The 4,006-nt window shown below is 69.3% G+C and carries 4 protein-coding genes; all 4 read right to left on the bottom strand.

The annotated features are described in order from the left end of the window. Window positions 1–290: hypothetical protein (locus tag ACFWX1_RS42525; RefSeq protein WP_378395583.1), on the bottom strand; the 290-nt coding region annotated here is incomplete at its 3' end. A 51-nt stretch (window positions 291–341) separates the two neighbouring features. Then, window positions 342–1,280, bottom strand: a complete 939-nt coding sequence (locus ACFWX1_RS42520; protein WP_378395582.1) for a transcriptional regulator — start codon at window positions 1,278–1,280, stop codon at window positions 342–344. A gap of 751 nt (window positions 1,281–2,031) precedes the next feature. Then, a complete protein-coding gene (locus ACFWX1_RS42515) occupies window positions 2,032–2,640 on the bottom strand; it encodes a response regulator transcription factor (protein WP_378395581.1) in 609 nt (202 codons plus the stop codon). Then, window positions 2,637–3,800: a sensor histidine kinase gene (locus ACFWX1_RS42510; RefSeq protein ID WP_378395580.1), complete on the bottom strand. Its 1,164-nt coding sequence runs from the start codon at window positions 3,798–3,800 to the stop codon at window positions 2,637–2,639. Before ACFWX1_RS42510 ends, ACFWX1_RS42515 begins: the two co-directional genes overlap by 4 nt. Between the last annotated feature and the right edge of the window lie 206 nt (window positions 3,801–4,006).

The following is a 4,006-nucleotide window of genomic DNA, read 5'->3' as shown; positions in this document are numbered from 1 at the left end:
CCCCGGCGGCGGCGCCCCCGCCCACCCCCCACGCGGCGGGCGGGGGGCACACCGCTGTCGACCCAGGTGCGGTCCTCGCGGACGAGCCGGGCGCCCGGGCACGCGGCCGAGGCGGTCGCGACGGCTTCGCGCAGCCCTTCGGCGGTGATGGTCCCGGTGCCCTCGACCACGATCTGGGTGGTGACGGTGAGTTCGCCGGGATGGCCGAGAAACCACCACTCGACGGGGGAGATCGCGCGGCGGAATCCGCCGGCCCCGGGACGGGGCGACGGCTGGGTGTCCTTGCTCATGGGGCGAGTGGCTCCTCGGGTGGGTTTCTCGCTGTCGGGTGGGGAGAGCGGTCAGCCGAGCTGCTGGGCGAACTCCAGCCACATGTCCGCGTAGTACGTCGCCAGGCCGAGCACGACCTCCGCGCAGTGCTCCGGGACAGCGGTCGCGAGCTTCGACAGTTCCCGTTGCTCCACGGCGTTGCGATGCAGCAGGCGCAGGAGCTGACGACCGTCCTCTTTGGTGCGCAGCGATGGATCCCGGAGCAGTTTTTCGAGCAGGGAACCGGGATCGGGCTGGGCGAGCCCGATACTCCTGGCGGCGAGCTGCTGGGCGGTCTGCTGCACCGGTGACGCGGCGGGCTTCGGCTCCGGCTCGCTCTTGTCCGCCGGGGCGTTCCGCTTCGCGACGGGCGGTTCCCCCGACACGAGACGCTTGCGCACGTCGCTGACCGTGGCGGGGGAAACCCCGGCGCGGCGCGCGATCTCCCGCAGCGAGGCGTCGGGGTGCTGGGTGATCAGCTGAGCGGCCCGATGCCTGCCCGCCGCCTTGTCCAGCGGGTGGACCTTGCCGTCGCGGCCGATCCGGGCGGACGGCTGCGAAGTGGTATCGCCCAGCCCGCGGCGCACGATGGCCACGGTCTTCGCGCTGAGGCCGGACACCGCGGCGATCGCCCGATCGGACATGTGCGGATGCGAGGTGACGATCCGCGCGACCGCGGCCCGCCGGTCCTCTTGCGACAGCGGGAGACCGTGCGTCACGTTCGCCTCGACGGCTCGCAGGAACGCGTCTTCCGTCGTCCCGTCGAAGAACTCGACGTCGATGACGGTCAGGCCCTTCGCGGCCGCGGCGAGCAGCCGGTGCATCCCGTCGATCACGCGCATGGTGCGCCGGTCCGCGAGAATCGGGGGCAGCGGGCCGTCGACCTCGAGCAGCCTTTCGACGTGGGCGGCGTCCTCCCCGGCCAGACGCGGTGAGTCGGCGGGCAGCAGCGCGCTCAACGGGACGGGCACGCATTCCCGGCCCTCGGACGGTGCGGGTGTTCTCGGTGTTACACAGGCGAGGATTTCCTCTCGCGCTGTGTCGAGTCGGGCGCTGGTGCCGGTCAAGGGTGGCTCATCTCCCAGAAAAGCAAGAAAGCTCTGTGGCTGACTGTGAATGTGAAAAATCAACCGGCAAGGCGTAGGAAATATTCACTCCTGGCCAACGGGCAGGTCTCGGCGGAGTGGTGAATTCGGTGTACGCCCCATGCGGCTCACCTCAACGGGGAGGTGTGAAAAGTGAAAAACTTCCGCGACAAGTTCCCGTCCTCGAGGGCGAGGACGAGGAATGCGCGACGGGCGACGCGTCGTGGACGGCGCGCGGCGGTGCGCTGTCCATGACGCGGTCGTCCGATACCGAGGTTTTTTCGGCTTTACTACCTGTGAAAACGAGGGCGGCACACCGTCTCGGCCGCGCGGTGGCCGACGGTGTCCGCCGTACTGTCCGTCTGGTGTTTCTCTTGTGGTGGGCGACCTTGGCCGCTCCGTACCGCCCCGCCATCTGCTGCCCCCAGTTGGCTGTCGTCCATCAGTTCCCGCCCCCTTCGGTCAACCGATGGACCCGGTTACTGCCAGAGCCCACGATCGTCGAATCGCACTTCTGTGTCAAGACTTGGCGGTGACGACCGATAGTTTGTTACCACCTTGTCCGCTTGTCCGCTTAACCATCTTTTGTGACTGTCCGAAATGGTCGGTTTCCGCCTTTGTCTCCCTGGATGGTTCTTTAAAGCCAGCCGCGCTCGTCCGCGACGCGAAGCGCTTCCATCCGATTTCGCGTCGCGGTCTTGGTGGTCGCGGCCGAGAGATAGTTGCGGACGGTGCCCTCCGAGAGATAGAGGGTGGCGGCTATATCGGCGACCGTCGCGCCCGAACGGGCGGCGATGAGTACGTCGCGTTCACGGGCCGTCAGCGGGGATTCGCCCGCCGCCAAGGTCGCCACCGCCAGCGCCGGGTCCACCACCCGCTCGCCGTTCATCACCCGCCGGATGGCGTCGGCGAGCGCGTCGGCGGGGGAGTCCTTGACCACGAACCCCGCGGCTCCCGCCTCCATCGCCCTGCGCAGGTAACCGGCGCGGCCGAAGGTGGTGAGCATCACGACGCGGCAGCCGGGTACCTGGGTCCGGAGCACGGCGGCGGCCGCGAGCCCGTCGAGCCCCGGCATCTCGATGTCGAGCAAGGCGACGTCGGGTTTCCCCGTCTTGGCCGCGTCGACGACCTCGTCGCCACGGCCGACCGAGGCGACCACCTCGAAATCGTCCTCGTGGTTCAGCAGGGCGCATAGCGCTTCACGGACCAGTGCCTGGTCGTCGGCGAGGAGCAGCCGGATCGTCATGACAGGGTGGCCGCCGTTCCTTCCAGGGAAACGCGCAGTCGCCAGCCGCGGGGGCTGACCGGGCCCGCTTCCACCGTGCCGCCTGCCATCGCGACCCGCTCCCGCAGCATGGTGAGGCCGTTGCCGGTGGTGGTCCGGCCGGCGGCGCAGCCGACGCCGTCGTCGCGTACTTCGACCTCGGAGCTGCAAAGGGTGACGGTGCAGCGGCTCGCCCGCGCGTGCCGCGCCACGTTGGTGAGGCCTTCCCGTACCGCCCAGCCGAACAGCTCGTGGTGGACCGCGTCGACCATGTCGGTGGCCGTCGGCAGATCCGGCGTGACACCCGAAGCGCGGAGCAGTTCCTTGCCCCGGGCCAGTTCGTTGGCCAGCGTCACCTCGCGGTAGCCCGACACGGCGGCGCGCACGTCGGCCAGCGTCTGGCGGGAGAGCTTTCCCACCTCGGTGATCTCCTGCAGTGCGGCCGATTGCTCCTTCGCGGCGATCCGGCCCGCGAGGTCGGCCTTGACGGCGATGGCGGTGAGCGAATGGCCGAGCAGGTCGTGCAGGTCGCGGGCGATCCGGGTGCGTTCGGCTTCCGAAGCGAGCCTGGCGACCTCGGCGCGCGCCTCGACGAGTGCCTTGTTGGCCCGCACGGTCTCGGAAAAGGCATACACGATCAGCACCGTACAGATGATCATGATCGCTTCGAGCCAGCCCGCCTGGCTGTGCCACGAGCGCACCGCCCACGGGGTGACGACGCTGGCGACCAGGCTGGCCGCCACGAACGGCGTGGCCCGCCTGCCGAAGAAGTACGTCGCGACCGCGACGACCACCGCGCACAGGAAGAACGCCTCGGCCTGTGCGAACGGCAGCGCGGCGAGGAACAGCACCGTCATCCCGCCGAACGACCACCAGAACTGGCGCCAGGCGAGGCGGGTCGCGGCGAGGGTGGCCAGTGCGTAGCAGCAGCAGAACAGGAACACGATCAGGAACCCGGCCGCGGCGCGGGTGCCGTGTGAATGCTGCGAGATCGCGACGGCGGTGACGACCGGATAGATGAGCATTCCCGAGGCGAGAGCGAGACGTCGCCATCCCTGTGCCCATTGATAAGTGTCACTCGCCGACCAGGGCTGACCGGCCCGGCGCTCCCGGGAATCGTGCCGCGGTTCCGTTTCCGCCATTTCTTCTGACATCCTCACCGCCGGTTTCGTCGGCCAGCGCGGCATGGTGACCGCGCTGGCGTTACGCACGGGCTCGGAGCCTACCGTTCCGGGTCGGTTCTCCGGGGCGGAGGAGAACTTTCCGAATCTTCTTCGCGTCCGCGCGGGCGCCTCGGCGGTCGTGGTGATGTGGACCGGTGCGGCGCCGCTTTGCTGGGGGTCTCGGC

Origin of the sequence: Amycolatopsis sp. NPDC059021 (assembly GCF_042739895.1) — a bacterium.
Taxonomy (GTDB): domain Bacteria; phylum Actinomycetota; class Actinomycetes; order Mycobacteriales; family Pseudonocardiaceae; genus Amycolatopsis.
The sequence above is the reverse complement of the archived record's forward strand: the minus strand, read 5'-3'. Positions and strand labels throughout refer to the sequence as shown.

Bases quoted from the DNA above. Each gene is read 5' to 3' on its own strand.
- ACFWX1_RS42515 (WP_378395581.1), bottom strand. From the start codon at position 2,640: ATGACGATCCGGCTGCTCCTCGCCGACGACCAGGCACTGGTCCGTGAA.
- ACFWX1_RS42510 (WP_378395580.1), bottom strand. From the start codon at position 3,800: ATGGCGGAAACGGAACCGCGGCACGATTCCCGGGAGCGCCGGGCCGGT.